General features: G+C 43.2%; 14 protein-coding genes and 1 pseudogene. 5 read left to right on the plus strand and 10 right to left on the minus strand.

Going from position 1 to position 23,373, the window contains the following annotated elements:
- Positions 1-740 precede the first annotated feature (740 nt).
- The 4 genes from KHN79_RS14120 to KHN79_RS14130 all read right to left on the minus strand — a co-directional run bounded on the left by KHN79_RS14120 (position 741) and on the right by KHN79_RS14130 (position 6,183).
- Positions 741-1,904: a lipase family protein gene (locus tag KHN79_RS14120; protein ID WP_182010514.1), complete on the minus strand. Its 1,164-nt coding sequence runs from the start codon at positions 1,902-1,904 to the stop codon at positions 741-743.
- Positions 1,905-2,157: 253 nt separating this feature from the next.
- The gene (locus tag KHN79_RS21805; RefSeq protein ID WP_310648670.1) at positions 2,158-2,430 is read right to left on the minus strand and encodes a DUF6795 domain-containing protein; all 273 of its coding nucleotides are present in this window, start codon (positions 2,428-2,430) and stop codon (positions 2,158-2,160) included.
- Between the two features lie 337 nt (positions 2,431-2,767).
- The gene (gene pdxH, locus KHN79_RS14125) at positions 2,768-3,403 is read right to left on the minus strand and encodes a pyridoxamine 5'-phosphate oxidase (protein ID WP_182010515.1); all 636 of its coding nucleotides are present in this window, start codon (positions 3,401-3,403) and stop codon (positions 2,768-2,770) included.
- A gap of 125 nt (positions 3,404-3,528) precedes the next feature.
- Positions 3,529-6,183: a S8 family serine peptidase gene (locus KHN79_RS14130; protein WP_182010516.1), complete on the minus strand. Its 2,655-nt coding sequence runs from the start codon at positions 6,181-6,183 to the stop codon at positions 3,529-3,531.
- Between the two features lie 661 nt (positions 6,184-6,844).
- On the opposite strand from KHN79_RS14130, the gene KHN79_RS14135 reads away from it, so the two are divergent.
- The 3 genes from KHN79_RS14135 to KHN79_RS14145 all read left to right on the plus strand — a co-directional run bounded on the left by KHN79_RS14135 (position 6,845) and on the right by KHN79_RS14145 (position 12,294).
- A complete protein-coding gene (locus KHN79_RS14135) occupies positions 6,845-8,695 on the plus strand; it encodes an ATP-binding protein (RefSeq protein WP_182010517.1) in 1,851 nt (616 codons plus the stop codon).
- The gene (locus KHN79_RS14140) at positions 8,688-9,914 is read left to right on the plus strand and encodes a response regulator (RefSeq protein ID WP_182010518.1); all 1,227 of its coding nucleotides are present in this window, start codon (positions 8,688-8,690) and stop codon (positions 9,912-9,914) included. Before KHN79_RS14135 ends, KHN79_RS14140 begins: the two co-directional genes overlap by 8 nt.
- 466 nt (positions 9,915-10,380) lie before the next feature.
- The gene (locus tag KHN79_RS14145) at positions 10,381-12,294 is read left to right on the plus strand and encodes an EAL domain-containing protein (protein WP_182010519.1); all 1,914 of its coding nucleotides are present in this window, start codon (positions 10,381-10,383) and stop codon (positions 12,292-12,294) included.
- Positions 12,295-12,359: 65 nt separating this feature from the next.
- On the opposite strand, the gene KHN79_RS14150 is transcribed toward KHN79_RS14145, so the two are convergent.
- The gene (locus tag KHN79_RS14150) at positions 12,360-12,518 is read right to left on the minus strand and encodes a hypothetical protein (protein ID WP_182010631.1); all 159 of its coding nucleotides are present in this window, start codon (positions 12,516-12,518) and stop codon (positions 12,360-12,362) included.
- A gap of 231 nt (positions 12,519-12,749) precedes the next feature.
- On the opposite strand from KHN79_RS14150, the gene KHN79_RS14155 reads away from it, so the two are divergent.
- Positions 12,750-13,343, plus strand: a complete 594-nt coding sequence (locus KHN79_RS14155; RefSeq protein WP_182010520.1) for a mechanosensitive ion channel family protein — start codon at positions 12,750-12,752, stop codon at positions 13,341-13,343.
- A 138-nt stretch (positions 13,344-13,481) separates the two neighbouring features.
- Here KHN79_RS14155 and KHN79_RS14160 read toward each other — a convergent pair whose 3' ends face one another.
- Positions 13,482-15,107, minus strand: a complete 1,626-nt coding sequence (locus KHN79_RS14160; protein ID WP_182010521.1) for a peptide ABC transporter substrate-binding protein — start codon at positions 15,105-15,107, stop codon at positions 13,482-13,484.
- Between the two features lie 274 nt (positions 15,108-15,381).
- Here KHN79_RS14160 and mpaA point away from each other — a divergent pair.
- Positions 15,382-16,091: pseudogene (gene mpaA, locus KHN79_RS14165) on the plus strand (murein tripeptide amidase MpaA).
- Between the two features lie 104 nt (positions 16,092-16,195).
- Here mpaA and KHN79_RS14170 read toward each other — a convergent pair.
- The 4 genes from KHN79_RS14170 to KHN79_RS14185 form a co-directional block, all read right to left on the minus strand.
- Positions 16,196-17,872, minus strand: coding sequence for a FapA family protein (locus KHN79_RS14170; RefSeq protein WP_182010523.1), 1,677 nt, complete (start codon positions 17,870-17,872; stop codon positions 16,196-16,198).
- Positions 17,873-18,252: 380 nt separating this feature from the next.
- The gene (locus tag KHN79_RS14175) at positions 18,253-20,274 is read right to left on the minus strand and encodes a GNAT family N-acetyltransferase (protein WP_182010524.1); all 2,022 of its coding nucleotides are present in this window, start codon (positions 20,272-20,274) and stop codon (positions 18,253-18,255) included.
- 116 nt (positions 20,275-20,390) lie between these two features.
- Positions 20,391-21,365 (minus strand): ParB/RepB/Spo0J family partition protein, encoded by a 975-nt coding sequence (locus KHN79_RS14180; protein WP_182010525.1) that lies wholly within the window; start codon positions 21,363-21,365, stop codon positions 20,391-20,393.
- Positions 21,366-21,372: 7 nt separating this feature from the next.
- Positions 21,373-22,590, minus strand: coding sequence for a ParA family protein (locus tag KHN79_RS14185; RefSeq protein WP_182010526.1), 1,218 nt, complete (start codon positions 22,588-22,590; stop codon positions 21,373-21,375).
- Between the last annotated feature and the right edge of the window lie 783 nt (positions 22,591-23,373).

The raw sequence follows: 23,373 nt of genomic DNA on the forward strand, positions 1-23,373 counted from the left end.
TCACAGTCATCTTAAGCGTACGGCTTGCACCAGCGCATAATACCCCTTCTCGGGTTGCTTGGAAATAATCCCTCAGCCAATCGGACAAGATCAATTCATTATGATCAACGTAACTTTCATGATCATAGTTCCGGAACGATGATCATGCGAGATTAAACTACGGTTAAAGGCAAACCAATTTTGTTAACAAAAACGGACAGATAGCAACCAATGCTCTGTTCGGCATTCACTTTTTGAAAAGATCTTTTGTAACAACTGGCGACCTTTTATCGTTAAACCCATTTATACAGCACACCCTAAGACGAATTTTGGAGTGAATGCCAGCGTACGAAGGAATTTCTCTTTTTACTGAAACTCTACCGGTTCTGTAACTAAGTCCTTGGGCATTAGGAAGCCCAGCCAAGATCTCAGATTATTTCCTTTATATACAATGAGTTAAATATAGTAACTATTGCTAAGAGTATTTGCGTCTCTTATGCAGGCATCAAAATTGCGGGATATATGACTTGTCCCTACATGAAATCTTCGAAAGCATGATCAAGGATTCACTTGAAATGAAAAACAAAAAACGAGGTAATTCTACTAGAAGCTTAAGGTAGCTGGGAGCTCGGCTAGAATGAGTTAGTCGTTGGGGTGATGGCAACTGAATAAGGCTCTAATATCGGAAGAAAAAACTCAAACAGCGGAGTTCTTCAATAGAATTAGAGCTCATGAATACTAAACCCTTTGGGGATATTCAACTAAAACAATGAAGACAGTGCTCTCTGAGCCGTTTTAAAAAGCTTTCCTATCGTAACGTCAAACACCCAGCGAATGAATTTCGCCGAAAGATCATTTATTTTGTCTATAAAACGTCCAGAAAAAACTAACATATGACCTAATAAACCTTTAGTCTGCTCTGCCAACTCTCCTGAAACAGCTGCAACTTTTTCGACACTGCGAGCTAATTGGTCATAAAAAGTCATTCCAGAAGAAAGCCTCGCTTGAATCTCAATGGCTCTATAATGCTGCGGACCAGCATCTTTAAGGAGTGTAGTCAGTGCTGCACTCAACTTACTAGCCCAATACGAGTTATATGCGGCCTGACTTCTACTTTCAAACTTCAACCTTATTGGTTTATTCAAAAACTGATTTGAGCTCTGTTTCAAACTATCCCAGCTCAAGCTATTAGCAGTATTGATATAACCAGGGTTATCATGTGGCCCCATTCCATGGGTCTGAGAGTAAATGCCGTTGCTATCATCAAGTCTATATTCCATACCTGAATAAGGAGCGTGTTGAAATGGCCACAATGGTATTAGAGGGACAGGATCTGCTCCGTGTGTACAACGAAATATATTAATGTTTGTATGATCTGACTTACGAGCATAGGATTCATGGCCCACACGAGGAGTTCCAAAAGTATATAAATTAACTCTCATAGAAAACTCATCTTTTAGCCAATCTGAGAATAAAGAAGCAAGCGCACCACCGAGGCTATGGCCTACACAATGCACGAGTTTAGGCATTTTAGACTGTGACAGTATAAAGCTTCTAATCTGAGGTCGTATTGTATGAAATGTATTAATAAAACCAGCATGAGCATGTGATCCATTTGGAGAACCTTTAAGTCCAAGGTTTAAATTGGTAATCCAATCATTGAGTTTTTTTGTTCCCCTGACGGTAATAACTAACTCGTCTTTATGCTTTCCTTTTCCAAGACCAACTAATGCAAAGCCTTCACTTTTTCGGCCGAATCCAAATATACCACCAGTTTTTCCATGAAAGCTCTGTTTTTCTTTATTGAAACTGAAAGCCTTTCTGATTTCATTTGATAGCTCAATAGTTTCTTTATCTCTATGTGTAACCAGTTGATATGGCAAATATGCTATTTCATAAGCAAGCTTTGGTGTTAGAATAGCCATTAATCAATACTCCTTAATTCTTTTTTCTCAAAGCCTCTTAAACGACAAATTCCGAAAACAATATGAGGTCTTCCATCTGGAGTAACCCGATTTTTAAAGTGAAATTCTGAATCTTCGTCATCCAAATCACACTCAAGTTCTGCAAGGTTATCTGTCACATAGTCATGTAGATGTACGCCGCTATGAGATGACCAAAGCAACACCTCGTTTTGGTTAAAGTGAGCCACTAATCGAATGGCGGTAAGGTTCGTATTCAGTGAAAAACTTTAAACCATTGATGATGATAAATTTCATCAAAATAGAACCGTCCTCTTTCATCAGTTTTGGTCACTTTTTCATGGTATTTCGAGAATCCAGCGACTAATGATATTTCTATATTTTTCACTGGCCTCCCCTGTTTTATAATTACTCCAGATATTTTGGGGCTAACCATATATTTATAAGGTTTTATAAAATCAAACATGCTACTAAAACTCACACATATCAACGCTATAATTAACGACAAGATTAAATAATGTATTTTCATAATATAAATTTAATCTAATTAGAATAGGATTATAAGGTTACAATGGTTATTTTTAACATGAAGGGAAAACTTTTAGTCTAATAACTAAAAGATTATGCAATTGATATTTTTAAAAATTACAAATTTTATTTGTACGATTTACATTAAAATAGTTGAAACAAGGTTAAATTAAATGTCAACACTATTAAATATAATTTCAGACAATAAAATTTACAGCAATAGAATTGTTCAAACTCCATTTACTAAACTAAAACATGAGTCGAGAAATGATAGTCACCTACTATTTAATTAAGTAGGTGACATGAGGCAACTTTATAAAGAAACGTTAATACCAAAGTTAAGGAGCCAGGCGATCGATGTCCCACTGACCATCGTGCTGCGAAAACAAGAAACGATCATGCAGACGATGCTCACCACCTTGCCAGAATTCAATACTTTGAGGTTTCACCCGGAAGCCACCCCAGAATGACGGCATTGGAATTTCGCCTTTAGCAAACTTCTGTTTCAGCTCAAGGAACTTCCCTTCTAAAACACCACGAGCCGAAATGCGACTACTCTGCTTACTCGCTATCGCAGCCAGTTGGCTCTCTTTAGGACGAGAGGTGAAGTACTTCATGTTCTCCACTGCGGTGAGCTTTTCTGCAACGCCAGTGATGTGAACTTGTCGCTCCAGAGGGTGCCAGGGGAAATGCAGACTTATGTTGCTGTTGTGCTCGAGCTGCTGTGCCTTGCGGCTGCCCAGGTTGGTGTAAAACACGAAGCCATTGCTATCGACATTTTTTAGCAGAACAATACGCTGAAATGGCATGCCGTTCTCGTCCACTGTCGCCACAGTCATTGCTGTAGGATCGGTTAAGCCCGCTTCAACGGCTTGTTGTAACCAGAGGTTAAACTGATCAATAGGATCCGCTTTTAAATCTTTACGACGCAGACCACCTTTAGTGTATTCACGACGAATATCAGCAAGTTCCATCTTCACTCCTTCACTATTTTTTGTCGATTGTGCTCTCGATAATGAGGAAATACAAGATTAAGAATCAAAATGTAGAGACGGGCAGAAAGATGAAATCTTCCTGCCCGTCACTCTGTGGTTAATAATTATTTGAGCCTGATATTATCAATCAGCAGAACGGAGTCATAAAGCCCATCCTCTTGGTCCGAAATGTTGATTCTGTACTCCCCTTCACCTTCAGTCACCGGAATCACAAAATTAACGGTCTTGAATCCTGTCTGACCTGCAGTGTCATCACCATCCGGAAGGTCTAGACCTTCTACCAGAGTAAACTCAGAATCATTAACACTCTCTGTGACCAGCTCTTGCACTGTTCCGTCTGGTGATGTCAGAGTAATAACCAAGGTATCATCAAACTGTGAACCTATATATTCCGGGTACTCTTCAGTGATAAAGTTGTATGTGAACTCAAGTGGTAATTCGGTCACCCCAGGCTGTATAGTCACCGACTTGGTCAGAGTAGTTTCCACTCCATCTTCCGAAGGCCCGGTACTCAATATCGCCATACGGTTTCCAGCAACAGGTAACAGACTACTTAATTCCGTAATACTGCTCGCGGTGCCGCTAACTTGCCATTCAGACAAGTCACCGATTTCAAAGCTACCGTTAAATACCGCTTCAAATACATCAAGACGAGCAGAGCCTATAAGAAGTGAAGAACTTAACGTTTTGCCCGAGTCAATCAAACGCGTACGGATGTTTTCAGCCGCCCATTCCGGGTGTTGCGTCCATACCATGGCTGCCGCACCAGAGATCAAAGATGCAGCCATACTGGTCCCGGACTTAGTCGTTATGCCTCCGCCAAGCTGGGTTGAAGGGATATTTTCACCAGGCGCAGCGATATCAACCCATGCACCAAAGTTACTTGATGACGCCTTACCATCTGCGTTGGTGGAATTCGCTACACACAACACACTGTCATAAGCACAAGGATATCTTGACTCATTGAGCCCGTCATTACCTGCTGTAGAGACCACAAGTGCACTCTTACTCTCAGCGTAAGCTGTCGCACTGTTAAGGGCATCAGAATTGATATACGCTCCGCCACTGATATTGATGACCTTTGAACCTCTGTCAGCTGAATAACGGATCGCCGCAACCAAAGCAGCGTAACTGCCGCCAAGGCCACGTACGGCAATAACTTTGCTGTTCCACGCCAGTCCGGCGATACCATCACCGTTGTTTGCCTTCGCCACGGCAATACCTGCTACGTGTGTGCCATGTCCGTCCTCATCCATCGAATCATCATCAGCAGACACGAAGTCTCTACCGTTTATAACTTTGCTATCCAGCTCTGTATGCTGATAATCCACGCCAGTATCAATCATACTGATGAAGGTGTTTCCGCTTGATACGTACCATGCTTCATCCGCTCTGACGGTTGTCATATTAGACTGACTCGAAAAATCAGTGTCGTCAGGAAATGCATCAACGCTCGTCTGCGCTGAATACTCAGCATACTCGACTTCGTCATATGCCTCTAAATCCAGTACCGCTTGATCTAATATGGACAGGGAAAGACTGGTTTCAATCTGGACCTGATAAATACCTAAGCTCATCACGCTCCCGACAATAGTACCGCTTTCCGCTGCTATGATTTCCTGAATCCTCGCAGAACTGATTCCGTCAGTGAACTTAACCAGTAACTCGTTACTGAAAATCTGGTTACCATTAGCATCTGATATCAGTGCTGACGTATCCGATGCAGCAATTGTGGTCGGAAACTCGGTCACACTAATTATTGCAGCATCCGAGATCACATTATCTGACGAGGCCTGAAAATAGAGTTCACCGACCGCGCTTGAAGTCAGCGACGCCGTTCCGGTATAAACAAGATCACCAGCGACGAGATCCTCGCCAACGCCATCATCTGCCAACACTCCGAGATCCGCGATAACCGCACCATCACTGTCTACTTGCTCAAGAGAGAGTGTTTCAGGCGCACTTGATCCGCCAATAACTTTCGAAGTGAATACCACCTCTTCGGTACTACCAGGTGCGATAGCATCTTTGTCTGCTCCCGGAGTACTCAAAGTCATTGCGGCACCGGCCGGAGAAGTGATCGTGATAGGTAGCGTGACCTCAACCTCAATAATCTCGCCAGTCTCTGTTAACGTTACCCGACTGGTAAGAATATATTCTCCCGCAGTCTCAGCAGTTAATGTTACATTCACGATCCATGAGTTGTCATCGGTTGCCACCCAGCCTGTCGACGGATAGTTGCTGCTGAGGGAAATGCCCGCCGCATCAAAGAACTGCTCCAGCTCAATGAGATAATCAGCCGCGTTACCATCAGTGAACTTCACCACAAACGCCACTAGTTTCTGTTCGCCTTCTTCTAGTGATATCGCAGATAAACCTTGTTCAATCGACACCTTCGCTTCTTTAAACGCCAGCACTGTTACTGTTCTCGTTGCGCTAGCAAGGTTGCCCGATGAATCAGTCGCTTCGTATGTAATGGAATAAGTGCCAAGAGTATTAGTATCAACACTACCACTACTGGTGACACTCACCGTTCCATCTACCGCATCCTCTGCGGTTGCCCCTGCATCGACATACTCATCCCCCACAACTAAGGTTGTAGGATTGTCACCCAAGATCGTAATCACTGGCGGTGTTGTATCTGCTTTAGAGCTACTTCCACCACCTCCTCCACCACCGCCGCCACAGCCGACAAGCACGGTGATTAGCAATGCCAATATAGTTATTTTTAACGATCTTATCGCTGGCATACTGAACATTAGCGTCCCCTTATCATGTTCATGAAACATGTATGTATAACTTTTAGCAATTATGGTTCATCTTCTCTGAAGAATACCGCAGGCAAAAAAGTGCTATATCAATTGTATAGTTAGTGATGCACCTTCATGCTTAACCATAGTCTATAAACTCAACTTAATACCAATAAGCTTGAGCGTAAAAATGGTCCATACCACATAGACTTAATTATGAAACCAGTTTCACCAAAGTATGATATTAGCATGGTTTTTTTTAAGTGTCAGTTTTATCACCAGTCAAACTAATGACATTTCGTTTTTCTAATCAAGCCTGAACTGAACGTAAGTGGATTAGCAGCCATACAGGAATTACGCGCTTCTATATCTTGAACCTAAGCCGGTCTTTCCAGTGGAGTAATCTTTAGCAGCCTATCGACTGACCGCCGGATAGTGAGTAAGAAAACCATCAAAGGCTTTGTCTCATAGCGGCTGCGTCTCACAGCATCGCCATGCGCCTTCTGATAATATATCCCTCTAGATAACGTAAACGTATAGCCTACCGCCTTGTCATTACGATTAGGTTTCACTTACGTCGTTTTCAGCTTCAGTCGCCGTTAAACGTCTGAGCCCTATAAATACGCTCGCAGACCCAGCGGGGGAAAGTACTAAATCAGATGAGCCAAACGTGAACTTACTTAATCCCAAAGCACTACGTCACTTTATATTGTTACTGTTTGTTATCGGCATGACCGGACTTGTCCTCACTCATCATTTCGCCACAGAGTATCAACATGAGAAATGGCAACAGAAACTAAAGAATCAAGCGTCATTGGCATCACAAGAAGTTGACTACGAACTCGCCAAATTTGAACAAATACCAAATCTCTTGAGCCATGACCCCAGATTACTCAGTGCGGTAGAACTCGGCACTCCTTTTAATGGCCTTAATAAGCTACTGGAAAACTGGTTAAAACAGAGCTTAGCAGACACTATTTACGTACACGACAACACCGGATTAGTAATTGCTTCGAGCAACTATCAGCAAGCCGACTCTTTTGTCGGATCCAGTTTTAGTTTTCGCCCCTATTTTCAGGATGCTCGACGCGGGCAAGCTGCACAGTACGTTGGCTTGGGTATACGTTCAAATAAACGTGGTTACTTCTTTTCGTCACCACTTTGGTCCGATGGTGGGGTTATTGGTGTTATAACGGTCAAAGTAAACTTGGAACAACTGGAAAAACGGCTCGCTCAGAATGGCACAGACGTATTAATTGCGGATAAACACAATGTGGTATTCATGAGTAACCTACCTGAGTGGCGCTACAAAGCTCTGTTCTCTTTGTCTGATTCCGCCAGAAACGAGCTAACGCAAACCAGGCAATATGGCGATACCTTACCGGAATATAATGGTGAGATAACCGGACAAAATGGTGGCTCAGGATTCTCTGCCAACCATCTTTTGTTATCGCAAAACTACTTAGCGTACCCAACACAATTGTTAGATAAAGGTTTCCGTGTCATCGCACTGGTTCGTCAAAATACGGTACTTGCAGCGGTCGTACAGGCAGATGTCGTGTTCCTGATTTTATATGCGCTTATTGCTTTGATAGCGCTCGCCTGGTTCCAGACTCTGGTCAATAAAGCCCGTCTCGCCAGCCTCAATGTCAGTTTGGAAGAAAAAGTACTACAAAGAACGATTGTTTTAAGTGAATCAAACAACAAGCTGCAACAAACCATACGCCAGTATGAACACAGCCAACAGCAGTTAAAACAAACCCAGCAAGAACTCACCCAAGCGGCAAAGCTGGCGCTATTAGGAGAACTTTCTGCCAGCATTAACCATGAGATCAACCAACCTCTTGCGGCATTAAGAACCTATACCGAGAACTCACAACGTTTAATGAGCATGGAACGCTATCCAATGGTTGAAGGTAACTTAGACAAGATGCTCACATTAAATGACACCATTGCAGAAGTAATTGCGCGACTAAAAGTCTTTACTCGCAAAACCGATCACAGCACTCACAATGAAGTATCGATATTGCATGACGCCGTGCACAATGCCACCAGTATCTTAAGCAGTAAATTAATCAAACAGGGCGTTACTTTGAAAGTTCCCGATATTAATCGCGATTTAAGACTTGCTATCCACAGTGTCGAGTTAGAACAGGTCTTGATTAATATCTTGCACAACGCAGCACAGGCAATGGATGGATACTGTATTGACCCGCTAATATCCATCGCTGTCAAAGAAAATGATACGAGCTACGACATCCTGATTTCCGATAATGGTCCGGGCATGTCCGATGAAGCATTAGCAAAAGTGTTTGACCCATTTTTCACTACTAAGCCAGAAGGATTAGGGCTTGGGCTGACCATATCTAAACGCATTTTAGAAAGCTATCAGGGCTCACTCAGTGCATTCAACCGTAACCGCACCGAGTCCGAGAAAGCTGGAGGCATGACCTTCGTTGTGACCATACCTGTGACAAAACGGCACCAGAACAACCTAATAATGGAAAACGATCATGCATAACCCTGTTTTCTTCGTAGACGATGAGCCTCACATTCGTGATGCCGTATCCCAGGCTCTGCTCATAGAAGGCATCGAAGTAACTTGCTTGCCAAATGCAGTAGAAGCATTACGCGTGATCACACCCGACTCCCCTGCCATTATCATCACAGATATTCACATGCCTGTTATGGATGGTCTGGAGTTTATGCGCACTTTGTTAAGCAAGAATAACCATTTTCAGTTCATTGTTTTGACCGGGCACGGAGATGTGAAAACGGCCGTTGAAGCGATGAAGAGCGGCGCGTATGACTTCCTTGAAAAGCCCTTCTCTACCGATCAGCTTATGAAATCACTCAACAATGCGAGTGATAAGCTCACTTTGTTGCAGGAGAATATCTGGCTGAAGAAAGAACTCGACATGCAGACTCATGTTGGCCCCAAGATGATTGGTCATAGTAAAGCCATGGTGAATATCCGCCGCATCCTCATCAGCGCCCCGACCAATCAGCCATTAATATTTATCGGGCAGGATGGAACGGGACGCAGACTTGCTGCGCAATTTGCTCACGATATACATGCGACAGCCGACAGCGAACTGATCGCCGTATCAGGAGAAGATTTGCACGAGCTGTCTTTAGAATCACTGGACAAAACCATTCACCACTTAATCGACGGGAAAAATAACTGCAGCCTGTATGTACATAGCGCAGAAAACGTCACCGAAGAACAGTGGCAAAGGCTATTTAACCACCCGAAGATTGAGCGTGTATTCGGGGCAGCGATTAGCATAGAACCGGCTCTGAAAGACATGGCAACCTTGGTCTACTTGCCTCCCCTGGATGAGAGAAAAGAAGATATCGGGCCGCTGTACAAACACTTCGTGCGGCATGCAGCCAGCCGTTATCAGCTTCAACCACCGCATATCAGTGTTGATGAAGTGAAACACATTACCGAGTTAGCCTGGCCTGAAAACATCAAACAACTGCGTCAGTTTGCTGAGCTGCGAGCACTCAAGCCCGAGACGTTTCGCATGGAAGACTGGAATGCAGATAAAAGCATTGAAATTCAGAGTATGAATCAGCGTACAGAGCACTTTGAATACTGTCTGTTATTTGATGCATTGCAACGGCACAAAGGAAGACTCAAAGAGATCCAGCAAGAGTTACAAATCTCTCGTAAGACCTTATACGACAAACTGAAAAAACATCGACTGGATAAATCAAACTTCAAACCTTTGTAAGTATCCGGTGACAGTCGTTCGCGGCGACAGGACAACCAAACAGAGAATTTACCTCTCAGTCTCCATTCGCTATGGAAGTTTAAAAGCCGAACAGAGATAACTGCTCCAGTCCAGCAAGTGAACATTATAGGTGGAAAAGTCGTCCCCCTCAGCCCCGATCGGGTAATAGTGAAGTTTGTAACTTGTTAAATAAAAAGCACTATTTCTCACAGACGAACTCTTTGTAACATTACACTTGTGACGCAATTCTAATATTTAGCTTCTTATTAAACGTAAAGTTACACTCCTATTCATCATAAGTTGTTTTCCGTTCCAAATTAGTACGTTAAATAACAATGAACAAAAACGACAGATAAGATCAGAGGTGTATACCCAAGTAACTTCAAGATGCAGGGTATAGATACTTCGCATGAACGTAAACCAGGTTGATAGAAACCTAAAATTAACTATTTAACGAGTGAGCAAAATGACCCTATATAAGAAGCTAGTAGTGGGAATGATTACGGTCTTTATACTCTTAATGTCATCAATATTTGTAATTGATTTCAATACTACTCGAACCAGCCTGGAGCAACAGCAGCGTTCTAAGGTCAGCGACACGATGGACACGGCAGGTTTAGCACTAGCGCCATATCTGAAAGAAAAAGATACGGTCGCGGTTGAATCAGTGATTAATACTCTGTTCGATGCAAGCACCTACTCAGTGGTGAGCCTGACATCACTCGACTCCGATTACCAGTTTGTCCGCAACTTCCCCGTTAAACCAAACCCGGTGCCAAAATGGTTTACCAATCTAAACCTTTTTCAGGCCATTCACGATAAAGATGTCGTGAAAAGCGGATGGATGCAGTTGGCAGAACTAGAAATCATCAGCCATCCCGGTTCAGCCTATGAGATTCTCTGGAAGAGTTTTCTTCGCTTACTGGTTCAGTTTGGAATCCTGTTTGTGGCAGGAATCATCTTAATCTCGTTCATTTTACGTCGTTCACTTAAGCCAGTAGATTCAATTGTGCGAAAAATGCAGGATATTGCGAGCAACCGATTTAGTGAACCACTCTCCCGCCCTAAAACTAAAGATTTGCTAACCATCGTTGACGGCATAAATTCCATGTCGGCACAAATTGAACTCTCATTTAAAGAACAAGCCAAAGAAGCACAGCGCTTACGAACTCAGGCGTATTTGGACCCGGTATCTAAATTAGGCAACCGCTCGTTCTACATGAATCAGATTGATCAGTGGCTAGCAGAAGAAACTCAGGGAGGAATTGCGCTCCTTCATGCTGAGTACATCGGTGATATTTATGAAACTAAAAACTATCTGAGTGCCGATGCTCATGTAAAAGAGTTATCTCAACGCCTGAAAAATACCATTGATGTACCGGGAGCAACGATTGCTCGCTTATCCAATGATGAGTTTGGTCTCCTGTTCCCCCACATGGATGAGAGTGAGCTACGTATCCTTGCCGACAGTATCGTAGGCTGTATCAAAGGGCTAAATAGCGATTCAAACGGCCTCAGTAAGCCAAAAGCAACGCTCGGTGTTGCACACAGTAAAGTGCACAAAACTCACTCAGAAATTATGGCTATGGTGGATAACGCACTGGCAAAAGCGAAAGCCCAGCCAGATAAACCTTATGGCTTTATCAGTAGTGAGGCTCCCTCCAATCTGATGGGTAAACAGCAATGGAAAGCGCTGGTTGAACAAGCTATTGACCATAACTGGATACGTTTTCGTTTCCAGGCAGCTAAAAATAGCTGGGGTAAAGTGTTCCATAATGAGGTGTTCTCCAGCATCGAAAAGGACGGGGAGATATTTAATGCTAACCAGTATTTGTTCGCGCTTGAGCAACTAGAAGCAACCAACATTTTCGATCAATACGTTATCGAATCGATGATAAATATGCTGGAAAGCGGCGAGCTTCAAGACCCCGTTGCTATCAACATTTCTCAAAGCAGTTTGTCTCAACCTTCTTTTATTCGCTGGACTACAAGTATCCTCGAGAAACACTCAGAGGTTGCATCTAAACTGCACTTTGAGATTGCTGAAGAGTGTTATATTGAGCATCCTCACCACACCGCACTGCTTTGTAATGCTATTCGCCAGGCTGGAGCAGAATTCGGTGTGGACAATTACGGTCGTAATTTCCGCTCGCTGGATTACATTCAGGAGTTCCGTCCAAACTATGTCAAACTCGATTATCTGTTCACACACAATCTGAACGACGAAAAACAAAAGTTCACGTTGACATCCATATCCCGTACCGCACATAACTTAGGGATCACAACGGTTGCCTCTCGTGTCGAAACTCAAATCCAGCTGGACTTTCTCACGGAACACTTTGTAGAGGTATTTCAGGGCTTCATCGTAGATAAAGAGTAAGCAATACCAGCATAATATAATTGCGAGTAGCCCCGACAAGAGTATGTTAAGCGGGGCTTTCTGGCTTACTCCATGTAAAGACCAAAATAGTGGTACTCTTCTAAAAATATCCAAACAAGCACTAAGCCAACGATCAGAACCAAAATCATCATCGCCGTTTCTTCTTCTTCCATACGTCCCTGTCTATTCTTAATCTCGACTAACTGCCCCGTAAGTTTCCCCACGAAAGGAAACCGAATTACTTTGCTGCCACAAGAATAGATTAACAGAAGAACGTACCGTTTAAATTCTGCCAAGACACGCTTCATTTGGCAGAGTTTCGGAGATGAGAGTCAGGTCATATATCAATCGCTCGCGGATGCACATAATCGATTAAAAATAGGGTAAGTTTGTGATTACTTGTGACAAAAAATCGGCTATAACAGCCACATCTTAATTTCATCGAGTTGAAAGAAATGAATGATTGGATCCAACTAGAACAAGTGAGCCAGTATTTTAGCGAGGGGTCTCTCGGATACAAAGTGCTGATGGGCGTTATTGTCCTGATTACCTATCGGGTAGTGAAAAGAATCGCAACTCGCGCTATCACAAACCTGGCGTCATCAAAAGGCGTAAAAAAGGCTCGCCTGAGCTTTATTCAACGTTGTTTTAATGTTGCTCTGCTATTTTTGACTGCATCCCTTTTTGCCATAGTCACTGGCATTGGCTATGGTGATGTTTCCCTGTTCCTGTCGTCTATTTTTGCGGTTTTAGGTGTAGCGTTTATTGCTCAGTGGTCGATTCTGAGTAACATCACCGCCAGCTTTCTGATCTTCTTTGTATTTCCTTACCGTGTTGGCGACAGAATCAAAGTCGTAGATAAGGATGAGGACATCAGTGGCGAGATTCAGGAAATCAGTATGTTTCACGTGTTGATCAAACACCAGAAAGGGCACCTTATCACCTACCCTAACAATCAAATATTGCAGAAGGCAGTATTAAAACTGGAAAAGATCAAACCAGAGCCAAGTATGTCTGTTTCCCGAATTTACACTCGCAGAAAGAAATAAAGCATAACTTTCGAGTCAGTCAATGAGTGAACACCGTCGTTTGTTTTTATAAGATCATGATTAATCAAAAAGCCCCTCGACTCTTATATAGTTTTAACTAGAAAGAGACAAGCCGAGGGGCTTTTTGTTCAAGCTCGGTTACTTTTTGATATAGAGGTCTTTCGAGTAAATACGACCTTCTACGTTGTTTTTCGCAAAGCCGCCAACATTAGGACGAACCAGCCGCGCCTGCATGTAGTAGTAAATAGGTGAAATAGGTGTGTCAGCCGTAATCAATTGTTCAGCCTGGTCATAGTACGCCTGTCGCTTTTTCTCGTCTGTTGTCGCGAGCGCATTGTCCATTGCCTTGTCGTATTCTTTACTGTTGTAGCGCGCAAAGTTTCCAGATGAGTCCGAGCGTAACAGACTCAAGAAAGTAGAGGCTTCGTTGTAATCACCACACCAGGAAGCACGCATCACATCAAAGTTACCTTGCTTACGGGATACTAAGTAAGACTTCCATTCCTGATTTTCTAACTCTACGTTCGCGCCCAGGTTTTTATTTAACATAGAAGCTATAGCTACCGCGATGGCTTTGTTCGACTCACTGGTGTTATAAAGCAATTTAAAATCCAGTGGCTTGTCACTTCCGTAACCGGCTTCAGCCAAAAGCTGACGGGCTTTTTCATCACGCTGCTGTTGTGTCCATTTACTGAAGTCCGGCTGTGTAGCCTCAAAACCAGCCGTATACTGATGGACAAAGGTGTACGCCGGTAAGTTCCCTACTTGCGTGACACCTTTAGTGATCACATCACGCATGATTGAATACGAAACCGCTTGGCGGACTCGGGCATCATCAAACGGTGGACGGGTAGTATTGAATGCGTAGTAATAAGTACAAAGTAATGGTACTACGGTATATGCGTCCTGATAATCTTGTTCTAGTTTGTTTGCCATGTGAGTCGGTACATCAGAAGTGATATCCACTTCTCCGACTACATAACGGTTAATTGAAGCATTTTGGTTTTCGAAAGGAATGTATGTCACCTTAGTAAGATGCGTATTGGCAGCATCCCAGTAATTAGGATTTTTCACTAGTTCGATTCGCTCATTCACAACCCATTCATCCAGAACAAATGCACCGTTACCGACAAATTGTTTAGGGTCGCTCCATGGTTTATCACTCTTTTCAACCGTATCTTTGTGCACGGGCATCATTGAGGTGTGGCCAGTCATCGCCACAAAATACGGGACCTTACTGTCTAACTCAAAGCGCAAAGTATATTTATCTGGCGCAGTGACGCCTAAATCTTCAATCGGCTTTTTGCCTTCTGCAACATCCGCAATATTCTTTATGCCTGTCATCTTGAGGTACCAAACATTTGGCGACGCCAACTGTGGATCAACAGCACGTCTCAGAGCGAAAATGAAATCCTCAGCGGTCACCGGATCGCCGTTAGACCATTTCGCGTTTTGTCGCAGCTTAAAAGTAAAAGTTTGGTTATCTTTCGTTTCCCAGGATTCCGCCACGCCAGGGATGATATTACCTTCGCGATCTTGGATCACCAGACCCTCAAACAGGTCTCTCAAGATGTGCATTTCCGGCATGCCTTCTGCCTTGGCTGGATCGAGCGTTGCAGCTTCTGCATCATTTGCACGCACCAGATACTGCTCCGAAGCTAACTGTACGCCTTCCGGCAATGAATCAGCCAGCGCTGAGCCACAAAGAAAAGGGGTTAACAGGGAAGATATAATGAGTGCCGTCGAGTGTTTTTTTAAATCCATAACGTTTGAGTTCTCCTAACATCTCTTTTGAAGCAAGCGCCACAATTCACAATACAACCGTTGACGAAGTGAAGCAGTTAAGTTTATTTAATATCAACCCCAGTAAGTAATGGTTCGAAAGTACATAAGAAAAGTGCTTGTGAACACGGCAAATATTTCGATACGTAAACATTTGGCAATCAATTTTATTGACGAAAAAGTAGATACCGTTATTTACTACATACTAGGATGATTAAAGAGTTAAAAATTTTACCTCATTTTTCAGGAGATTATGGTGAGTCTAATTCCAAGAACGGAAAGAGCTGCATTTTTAATTACGCCGCAAACCTACGGAAAATCAGTTCTGGGCGCTCCTTTGCTTTACTTCCCAGCTCAGGCAGAAAGTAAAAACCGTGGTTTAATTTTAGCAGGTACACACGGCGATGAAACGGCATCGATTACCGGACTATCATGCGCGTTACGATCTATACCGCTAGATAATTTGCGTCACGATGTTGTGCTGTCGATGAATCCAGATGGCAACCAATTAGGAACACGGGCAAATGCCAATCAAGTCGATCTCAATCGAGCCTTTCCAACACAAAACTGGACCGAACATGGCACGGTTTATCGTTGGAGCTCTCACACTCCGATACGAGATGTAAAGGTAAAAACGGGAAGAGCAGATAAGCTTGAGCCGGAAGTGGATGCACTGATAAATCTGATTGAAAAACGCAGACCTAAGTTTGTGGTTTCTTTCCATGAACCGCTCGCCTTTGTCGATGATCCGCAACATTCGGAACTGGCGAAATGGTTAGGAAAACAATTCAATTTACCACTAGTAGAAAACGTAGATTACGAAACCCCGGGTCATTTGGAACTTGGTGTGGAGAGCGCGACTTGTCATGCATTACGTTAGAACTACCAGCCGTCTCTTCTGACTTAACCATAGAGAACTACCTTCCTGCTCTTATCACCTTGTTGCAACATGAACCTAAACTTTAATTTTGCCTTTACCCAGATAACCTCAAGATTCTCGATTCAGTTTACAGTGTAAAGTGGTTTACAGTGTAAACTGACAACGGCTAGCCGAGTTTACTTTCTTATATCTAAGCTGGCACACTATCTTCTTCAAGGCTCGCAGACACTTGGATTTCATATTGGTTGAATCGGAATGAGCAACCGCCATGGGTACGTTTGGTTGTAACCTTCTCATTATTAAACTGAACCGTTACGCGAGAAAAAACACGCTCTTTCGCTTTAACAACATTCTCTCGCAAAGCAAGTTCAAACGCGGTTTCAGCGTGCTCAAGCTTAATCCTTACCTCATCAAGTAATAGATTATTTTTCTCTTTCAGAGCTTCAATGTCTGTCAATTCTGTTTCATTTCGCTGCGATTTTGGTTGTTTTTTATATTCTAGCTCTTTACGAATAACATCCATCGTACCACTTTGCGCATTTTTATATTGTTCTTTTAAATTAGCGATTTGTTCTTTATAAGTACCGTAATCAGTAAAAGCTTCTACTTTTGTCGCCGTATCCCCTTCAACACCAAGTTGCAGACATAAAACCTTTTTCGCCACTTTAGCGTGGCCACCACTTAACGTGCCATTCCGCTCCCCAACATCAAGCACAATCAGGTTTCTACCACAGTTAATGTCATTGTTCATGCAGTGCACTGCGAGTTCAATATCTTCTCCTGAGGTCAAATCGCAGTATTGTGCATAATTAGCTCTGATTGAACCTTTGGTTTTCACCTGACAGCTTCGTGGTTGTCCGTCACTGACAGTATGACCAATAATACCTTTGCCAACTTGAATATCATCGTGCGCCTGAACCTGAGCAGATTCAATAAATCCGCCAACAGTAATTGAACCTGTAGCCTGGACTATCATGCCTGATTCAATGTTTCCGCCAATAATCACATTGCCTTTGAACTTGACGTGGCCGGTATTCACTCCGACGTTATTGAGATAAAGCGCATTATCGACTTCGATGGTTTTATTCTTGATAAGGGGAGTTCCGGAAGTAGAAGCGATCAATAGATTGGGGTCATTTTTACTGATCTCGGTTCCCTTTCCTGGTTTGATGGGTGAGTCTTTCCCTGCTTGTGGTGGAACGACACGCCCTTGAACAGTGAAGCCTGGAGTGCCTTTTGTAGCAGGAGTACGGCGCATGACCTCATCGCCGATATTAACCGATATCGTTTCTCCGAGGTTTCTTAAATCTATTTTATCAGCCGCAGTCTGTCCTTGTTTCGGTTTGAGGATACGCTTTGTAATATCTTTAACCAAAGGCTTAAAAATGGCATCGTTACCTTTGAGAGGATGTTTGCCAACCGCTACTGGCTGTGTGAACGATGCGCCGGGTTTAAGCTGATTGCTCACTAGCAAGACTTTTTTCAGTGCTAACTTGTTGATGCCTTTTGTCACTCTAGCCTCGGCGAGAGCTTTTACAATTTCCTCGCCACGCAATCCCCTACCGCCATAAGCTCCGGTAACTATCATGCTGGCCAGCATGTCATTGTTAGATAACTCAACATCAACCTGCGCATTTCTTCTCTGCGCAATAACTATGCCTTCAAAAGCCTGTGGTTTTCTGTCTTGTGTGAATTCAATAAATTGAGAGACTTGCTCCTCAATTACGAACAACGAGCCCGCATTCATCGATGCAAGTTGCTCTAACAGCTCTTGTTCAGCAAACTCACCGACAACTTCCATGCTACCCGACACACGGGCAATTATTCCTGTTTTGTCTTCCGACCACTCAAGACACTGTTTCCACATCCCCATACCACTCAGCTGGCTATCAACTTAGTCAGTCTAACGAAAAACGATTACGGAACAAACCTCGCATATTTGAGAATCAGGTACATGTCACTTTCATCGTGATGCTATCGATTCTTACTAGCAAGTTTTCAGTTGCAACATTATCAGCCTATTTATACGAACTAAAGAGGAGAGCCTTGGCTAACTTTATCTTTGATGTCCTTTACAAAGAGCGCTCAGCTGTCTTTCTCATACAACCCCAATATATAGAAAAACAGCGCTTGAGAGTTTAAAACTGCACCTAAGTTTGAGGAGCGAATAAAAAAGGAATTTACAGTGTAAACTCCCTTGTTATTATTCGGACCAATTTACAGTGTAAAACATAACTCAGTTGGCGTTTACAGTGTAAATTGCTGCCAAAGCTGTTGTACCTCATTTCTTATTCGCTGCTCAACGTGTTTGCGTCCAGTCAAACCGAACTGTTTTGCGCAAGACTCCCAATCATAACTGAGGAAAAGTTTGCAGATCATTAAGTCTGACGCAGATGCTACACCTTGTTTAAGCAACCACTGCTGTAGCCAAATAAAAACGGACTCATAGCTACTGCCACCCAGAGAATAACTTTGAATCAGGGTAAGTTGGTTCGAAGACAACTCCGTAGTGGAAACGTAAGATGATACTAAACCTCTCAACAACGAAGGCTCAAGTTTGGTATAAATCTGAGAGGCACTCTTAATCAGTAACTCGTGCCATAGCTCTTCTGCATGGTCTATCCATATTTGTGGTTTACGAGTTAACTGCCTAACCATCAATAGAGAGTAACATCCACTTGAAGCGTCCCGCTTAGTTCCAAGACGAATAGGTTGATAACCAAAACGAAACCAGAATTGGAAAAGCTCTTCAGTCAGCCCAAAGCTGGTGGAAAGATACGAAACGTGAGGAGGAAGGGACTGTTCGAGCTGAGACAACATCATCTGTCCCACCCCTTTACGCTGTAATTGCGGGTGAACAGCAATACGCATAATTCGAAGCGTAGACAGTTTGCCAACCTCAGGCATACCAAGCTGATTAATGATAGTAACGGGGACTAAATGCCCCGGCGGTCGACGCTTTCCAAGCTGGATATCGTGAATGATATTTTCATCTAACACTCCCTCTTCAACCGCAAGTATTACACCAACGAGATGGTTATTTATTTGTGCGACATAAATGGAGCTACTTTGGTCATGCAAAAGGTGCAGTAAATCATTCGGCGAGGTCTGGTAATGTGCATTAATCAGCAATGCAAAACACTGACGCAGCAAACCGGGATTATCTATCAACTCTTTCTTATCGACCTTTCTTAACAGAATACTATCGTCTAACTCTGTCACCGAATTATCAAGCTCGGTATTCAGTAAAAAAGCTTCATACACCCACTTCTCAAGCGGGTCACTATCACTCCAGCGGATTGGCTGTTGGAGGTGACATGTACTCATCCCTGGTCTTTTCGTATTTAACCAATCGACAAACTTAAGCGTAAATCCACGACCACATCCCTCATATCCATGAATGGTACTGGAAAATACTAGACGGTGATATTGCTCAGTTATTTGCTGAAGCATAGGGACAGGGATAGCTGCAGCCTCATCGACAAGCAGTAAGTCGCATTCAGGAAGTGAAGCAAGCAACTCATCCGGAGCAATAAACTGGATGAAACCCTGTCCTGATTCCAGTCTGTCTTTCCGTAATCGTGAACCACTACTGAGTATACGCAGCGCATGCTCATATACCGGCTCGACTGCTTTTATCGAAGGCGCAGTAATTATCACTCTGAGCGCTTTTGTATTTAATAAGTTCGCGCATGCAATTCCGAGTGCGCTGCTTTTCCCCCGGCCCCGGTCAGCCGTTAAAACGAGTGGCCTTTTGCGATGCCCGGTTACAACTTTTTCTACAGCGACGACGGCTTTTGCCTGCTCAGAGAACTGAGCAGCAGCATAAGCGGGGATTAGTTCAGGGCGTGGCGGTAATGGGCGGTTTTGCTCGACGACAAGTAAGTTCTGCCATTGAGTATGCATCCATTGTTCGGCGTAGTTTTCAGTCTCGTTTTCACTGATGAGAACAACCAACATACCACCGCCGACTAATGATCCGAGCGCAGCGGTAAAACTGTTTGCATCAAAGCAGGTACGCGTATCAAATAGCAACACATCGCACTCTCTGCCAAGTAACATTTGCCCCTGTTTAGCAGACACGCAATAAGCATTGTCTGGTAAAGACTGACCGACACAAAACCAACGCTGTTCTTGCTGAGTGCTTGAAAAACCCTTAATAAGCGAGTCTTGCCAAACAGCATCTCCTTTTATAACCACGCCGATTCGCTGGAAAGATTGATGAGCTTGTTGTTGCAGAAGAGAAAGAAACTCAGATTGTGTGTGCATGCTGTAGACCCAAGGTTAACCTGACAACATGTTATCACAACTTGATTTGCACTCTCAGAGTACAGACACATAGACATAAAAAAACCGCCCGAAGGCGGTTTGTCAGTCAACCTGTGTTACTGCAATTTGCTATGAACAAAAGCAAGTATTTCGTCCATCAGATTATCATCAACCTTTTTCAAATTTAGAGCAAGATTGCTGCCTTTGCGGCTGTAGCTCGCACGGCCTTTTATCAGATCGACTTTTTCCGATTTTTGCGCCGGTTTAACCGGAGCCAACTCTGTAATCCAGTTTTCCAGACTTTCCGTGACTTCTTTAGTCAGACGAGCAACACCTTGTGCTGTACTGCGCTGCCACAGATAACCTTCACTGGTACGACATTTATCTAGCAAGTTTTGTTGGTGTTCTGGCGATAAATTAGAGAACTGCTTATGTAGTTTCACTATCGTCGGACGACCCAAATCGCCGACATTCGGGTAAGCTTGCAGCAATTCTAACGGTAATGCAGCGGCTTTTAATGCTCCGCTTACCAGCGCTTCACTACACTGGAACATTTTAGCCAGCGCTTTCTGGTCTTCAGCTTCACCACTGTCCAACTTTGCCTGCATCTCTTTACCTTTTTCGTAAAGAGACAGCGGTTTATGGGCATTTGCTACATCAGACAGAAACTTCGCGTGGTTCGAGTTAATATTGTCACCAACATAAACCAAGAAGTCTTTTTCCGCTAAGATACAAGACTTACGACGACGGCTACCATCTAAAACTTCAATTTTACCATCCTGAGTACGACGCCCCACAGCCGGATATTGCTGACCACGCTCCTTTAACGTCACCAAAACATCCGATAGAGCATGCTCATTAAGGAAAGATTGCTCACGGGCGTTATCAACGAAAACCGTCGTTTCAGACTCCACCCTGTCGGCAGGTATACGTACTAGTTCAAACTGAACCGTATTCTCACCAGCAACAGCCAACTCAATAGACTGAGCTTTTTCTTTTGCAGCCGTTTGAGCCTCTTGCGGCGTTGCGACACGGCGTTTATTTGTTTTGCCGAATAATTTTGCGTTCAATTCAGACGTTTTTAAAGCCATTTACTTATTACCCCTGATTCAATGACGGCCAGTTAGAGTGCAGCACGCGCTCTAGTTCAAGTGAGCTCTTATGAACAGCGTCTTGAGCGGTTGCGAGTGTTTTCTTACCACCCTCAAAATCACTCACTGTTAAATCAAAGACTGTACTGTAGGTATCAGCACAGGTTTCGAATGCTCGGCTACGCGGGATGGTTGCCATCATAACCTGGTCACCAAGAAGATAGTTCATTTCAGTAAGAACAGAAACTTGCTTCTTATTATCGTCCTCGAACATGGTCGGCATTAGGCGTACAAACTCAAGACCATTCCAGTCTTCCGGGAACATTTCATATACCGTAGGCAAATGCTGGAAGAAGTTTACTGTTGATGCCCAGTCAAGACGTTTTGCGGCACATGGGATCAACAACGCGTTAGAAGCATACATTGCATTCCATACTAGCGGGTCAACGTGCGGACCGGTATCTATCATGATGATATCAAAGTCATCCGCAATTTTATCGATCAGCTGCTCTTTTAAAAGGCGAACAATATCTAAAGACGGGTCCTCAGATAATGTTTGCCAGGCTTCAGCGTTAAACATTGCATCTTCAGGAAAAGCAGAAATAGATTTCAAGTTCGGGTATTGAGTCGGAAGCATGACATTCTTATGCAAAAACTCGCGGTCTATTTCTACACCATCAGGAACATTACCCAGCATGATATCCACTGCAGAGTAGATGTTGTCATGTTCGGCCACACTGATCTGTGGGTTCAGGAATAAACGCAGAGAACCCTGCGGATCCAGGTCAATCAGACAGATACGGTAACGTTTATCTAAGTTAAGTGCCAGACATGCAGCCAGATGAACGGCAGTCATCGATTTACCAGTTCCGCCCTTCTGGTTCTGTACATTAATAATCCAAGGCTTATTGCCTGTACTTTTCTTGCGCTCATGGAATTTAGGCACTTCAGCCGCATCCATCAGCATGTGTGCTTCTTCTAACGTAATCGAATAATGATTGGCATTATTCTTTGTAAACTGGTGACCTGCTGTCTCCATTTTATTAATAGCATCATCAAGCTTACGACGAGTCAGGCCCGAACGGGTTTCCATCATTGCTTTAGACATTGGAGGGAAGTAGTTGTCACTTCTCTCTTCCAATACAATTTCAATACGGTCAGCTTGAACCTGTTGCGTCAGCTCGGCTAACTCAAGAAGGTTTTCAATCGTTTTTTCTCTTTTCATGCCAAATTCCGTTGGAAGGATATCTGCCAACAATTGTACAGCAGTAACAACCAAAAACAACAAAAAGGTGCACAAACATTTTGAATAACAATCACATAAAAAAAACTTTAAAATCGACTGATTGATGATTAATGGTGAAAAACATATCAAATATGAATCAAACATTACTGCAGAACTATGTAGGAACTCGCCAACATTTAAAGTGTTACAGCATCACTTATTTACATTGTAAACTGAATTTCGCTCGGAACGATTATACTAACCGGATAAATTACGGATTATGTGAAATCAATTAAGAGACGTGATGAATGAAATAATATAAGTAAAGATATACGGATTAATTACTCCTTGATCATGCATCCGTACCGATTAAAACAGTTCTGCGATAAAATAACCGGAAGAGTGATCAAGGGTTACTCTTGATCATTCTTCCGATAATGAACCTATAAGCGAAAGCATGATCAAGGTAAAAAGATTAGAAACATAGAAATCGAAGTGGAATACGAGGTGATCAAATTTACGGAAATATGATCAAGTGAGTCCGGTACACGGAAGCATGAAAAAACACGGCTTATTTACGGCAGAGTGCAGACAAACTGGGGATTCAGGTAAATATTTAGCGATAAAACCTCGGAACGATGAAGTTACATCATTTATTGTGATAACTTCTTCATCTCATGATCATGCGTCCGGTAATTTTACTGATAAACGCGAAATACACGTAACACAGTGTAATCAGACTATATTTTATACACTTGGAGAAATTGTCATCAAAACTCCGTT

The organism is Vibrio sp. B1FLJ16 (genome assembly GCF_905175385.1).
Lineage (GTDB): Bacteria > Pseudomonadota > Gammaproteobacteria > Enterobacterales > Vibrionaceae > Vibrio.

Coding starts and splice junctions, on each gene's coding strand:
- KHN79_RS14170 (WP_182010523.1), bottom strand. CDS start 17,872: ATGTGGAAACAGTGTCTTGAGTGGTCGGAAGACAAAACAGGAATAATT.
- pdxH (WP_182010515.1), bottom strand. CDS start 3,403: ATGGAACTTGCTGATATTCGTCGTGAATACACTAAAGGTGGTCTGCGT.
- KHN79_RS14130 (WP_182010516.1), bottom strand. CDS start 6,183: ATGTTCAGTATGCCAGCGATAAGATCGTTAAAAATAACTATATTGGCA.
- KHN79_RS14185 (WP_182010526.1), bottom strand. CDS start 22,590: ATGAAAAGAGAAAAAACGATTGAAAACCTTCTTGAGTTAGCCGAGCTG.
- KHN79_RS14180 (WP_182010525.1), bottom strand. CDS start 21,365: ATGGCTTTAAAAACGTCTGAATTGAACGCAAAATTATTCGGCAAAACA.
- KHN79_RS14120 (WP_182010514.1), bottom strand. CDS start 1,904: ATGGCTATTCTAACACCAAAGCTTGCTTATGAAATAGCATATTTGCCA.
- KHN79_RS14175 (WP_182010524.1), bottom strand. CDS start 20,274: ATGCACACACAATCTGAGTTTCTTTCTCTTCTGCAACAACAAGCTCAT.
- KHN79_RS14140 (WP_182010518.1), top strand. CDS start 8,688: ATGCATAACCCTGTTTTCTTCGTAGACGATGAGCCTCACATTCGTGAT.
- KHN79_RS14145 (WP_182010519.1), top strand. CDS start 10,381: ATGACCCTATATAAGAAGCTAGTAGTGGGAATGATTACGGTCTTTATA.
- KHN79_RS14160 (WP_182010521.1), bottom strand. CDS start 15,107: ATGGATTTAAAAAAACACTCGACGGCACTCATTATATCTTCCCTGTTA.
- KHN79_RS14155 (WP_182010520.1), top strand. CDS start 12,750: ATGAATGATTGGATCCAACTAGAACAAGTGAGCCAGTATTTTAGCGAG.
- KHN79_RS21805 (WP_310648670.1), bottom strand. CDS start 2,430: ATGAAAATACATTATTTAATCTTGTCGTTAATTATAGCGTTGATATGT.